The 2,597-nt window shown below is 29.8% G+C and carries 3 protein-coding genes; all 3 read left to right on the top strand.

The features are described 5' to 3' along the window. On the top strand, window positions 1–769 hold a 769-nt coding region (gene bioB, locus ACKI67_RS06175), incomplete at its 5' end, for a biotin synthase BioB (protein WP_407462570.1). Then, window positions 738–1,472, top strand: a complete 735-nt coding sequence (gene bioD / locus ACKI67_RS06180; RefSeq protein WP_407462571.1) for a dethiobiotin synthase — start codon at window positions 738–740, stop codon at window positions 1,470–1,472. The genes bioB and bioD, both read left to right, overlap by 32 nt. 363 nt (window positions 1,473–1,835) lie before the next feature. Next, a complete protein-coding gene (locus tag ACKI67_RS06185; protein WP_407462572.1) occupies window positions 1,836–2,462 on the top strand; it encodes an N-acetyltransferase in 627 nt (208 codons plus the stop codon). Window positions 2,463–2,597 lie beyond the last annotated feature (135 nt).

The raw sequence follows: 2,597 nt of genomic DNA on the forward strand, positions 1-2,597 counted from the left end.
ATCAAATCATTATGATACTGATATAGAAGTCTATCCTCTCCTATCTAAAGATGAATTGAAGGAAAGATCTTTAGCTATTTACAATTCTGGATTCAAGAGAATATCCTATGTGGCTTCAGGCAGAAAAATCACTAAAAAGGATTTTGAAACCATATCCAATCTGATTGAAGAGTTAAAGGAAGAGAATAAGGACATTAAAATCTGTGTCTCATTGGGACTCTTGACAAATAATCAAATTGCAGAGCTAAAGGATGCAGGTGTGGATAGGATTCACAACAATCTTGAAAGCTCAAGGAACTACTTCAAGGAAATCTGCACAACTCATTCATATGATGAGAAGCTCGACACTATAGAAATGATTAAAGATGAAAATGTGATGATCTGCAGTGGCGGAATATTTGGAATGGGTGAAAGCTTTGAGGATAGGATTGATTTGGCATTGCAGTTAAGACAGTTCAATGTAAAGTCAATACCGATCAATGTATTGAATCCAATCAAGGGAACTCCAGTTGAAGACAATGAAATTTTATCTAATGATGAAACCTGCAGAATAATTGCAATATTCAGGTTCATAAATCCTGATGCATATATTCGTATGGCTGGAGGAAGAGCACTTTTAGGAGACAACGGAAGAAAGGCATTCCAGTCAGGCGCCAATGCAGGAATATTGGGAAATATGCTTACAACTCAAGGAGTTCAGATGAATGATGACTTGAAGCTTTTGGAGGATTTAGGATTTGAAATCACTTATTCAATTGATGGGTTATGATACTATGGCTAAAGGAATATTCGTTGTAGGAACCGGTACAGACATTGGAAAGACATATGTAACCGGTTTATTGCTCAAATACGTTAGAGAAATGGGATATGGTGCCACTTATTTCAAAGCAGCTTTAAGCGGCGCTATAAGGGATGAAAACGGTTCTTTAATTCCTGGAGACGCTGTAGAAGTATTGTCCATGGCTGGTTTGGAAGAAGATACAGACTTTTTGGTTCCATACATTTATGAAACTGCTGTATCACCTCACCTTGCAAGCCAGATTGAAGGAAATCCTGTAAATCTAAAAAGAGTTAAAGAAGCTTATGAAAATGTATCTCAAAAATATGACTATATTGTCATGGAAGGAAGTGGAGGCATAGTCTGTCCTATAAGATACGAAGGAAAAGATGATGAAAACAACATAATGTTGGAAGACATAATAAAATGTCTTGACCTTGATGTCATACTCATTGCTGATGCTGGACTTGGAACCATCAATTCAATTGTCACCACAGTCGAATATCTGAAAAACAGAAATATTCATGTATGTGGCATCATCATGAACAACTACAAGGATGAACTTATGGAAAATGACAATATCAAAATGGTTGAAGATCTTTGTGATGTTCCGGTTATAGCAAAAGTTTATCAAAATGATAAAAATTTACTACCCGATATAGGTGTGGATGAATTGATTTCATATTTCAAATAATACGATTCATTATATTAAAGATAGCTATAATTATTTTATAGCTTGTCTTAATTTCTTTTTTTTATTTTATAGTTTATATTAATTAAAATTATACTTGTTTCTTAGGTGAAAATTTTCATTAAATTTTTCTAAGAAGATCCTATTTTTTATCACTTTTGTTTGCTTTTCAAAAATTAATTTTGACTACAAAAATTTAAAAATTTGTAATTATTAATCTTTCATTAAAATTAAAATTATCTTATAATTGATATTTTAGTTTTAAAATTGATTTTTAATTGTAAAATTCTTTTTAACGTATTATATTAACTTAAAATTAAAAAACAAATCGTAAATATTATTAATAAGTAAAAATAACTTATATTTATGGATATTTATCATATTAAAGAAAATTATCACTTAGAAGTTTTGACAAATTGGCATGATTTATCTAGATTCAGTTGTGATAGTGAAGATTTGAACAATTTTTTGAAGTATGATGCATTAAACCAACAAAATATGAACTTAAACTTAACTCATTTGGTAATCTGTGATGATGAAATAATAGGTTTTGTTTCTTTACTCGCGGATACTATAAAATTAAAAACTATAGAAAATCAGAGTTTAAGAAATGAAATCAAAGAGGAGTTAAATATCAGTGCCAATAATGAAATACCTGCAATTAAAATAGGTCGCTTAGCTATAGATAAAAAATATTCGAAAAACGGTTTGGGTTCTCATATTCTAAGAAATGTATTGTTAAATATTTTAAATTTGTCTAAAACTAAAGTTGGATTAAGATTTGTTACTGTAGATGCATATGCCTCTGCTATTGATTTTTATCTTAAAAAGAATAATTTTTCAAGTCGCCGTAGTGATGAAAAAGTTTTAAAAAAAATAGATAAAATAAAAAAACAAAACCCTGAACAAAATTTTATTCTTTATTTGGATTTAAAGGATATTAAATGTGAGGATGAAGAATTCAAAGAATTAAATCTCAAAGATTTAAAATAATACTCTTCTTTGAGATCTAATTTTTTTTGCAAACTCTCTATCTTTTTTTGTTGGAGGCTCTTTCATTTTCTTTAAAAGGGCTATTGCATCTTCACCTTCAAAAATAGGAGTTTTTTCAATTGGTTTTGCCATATT

The organism is Methanobrevibacter sp. (genome assembly GCF_045577275.1).
Classification (GTDB): domain Archaea; phylum Methanobacteriota; class Methanobacteria; order Methanobacteriales; family Methanobacteriaceae; genus Methanobrevibacter.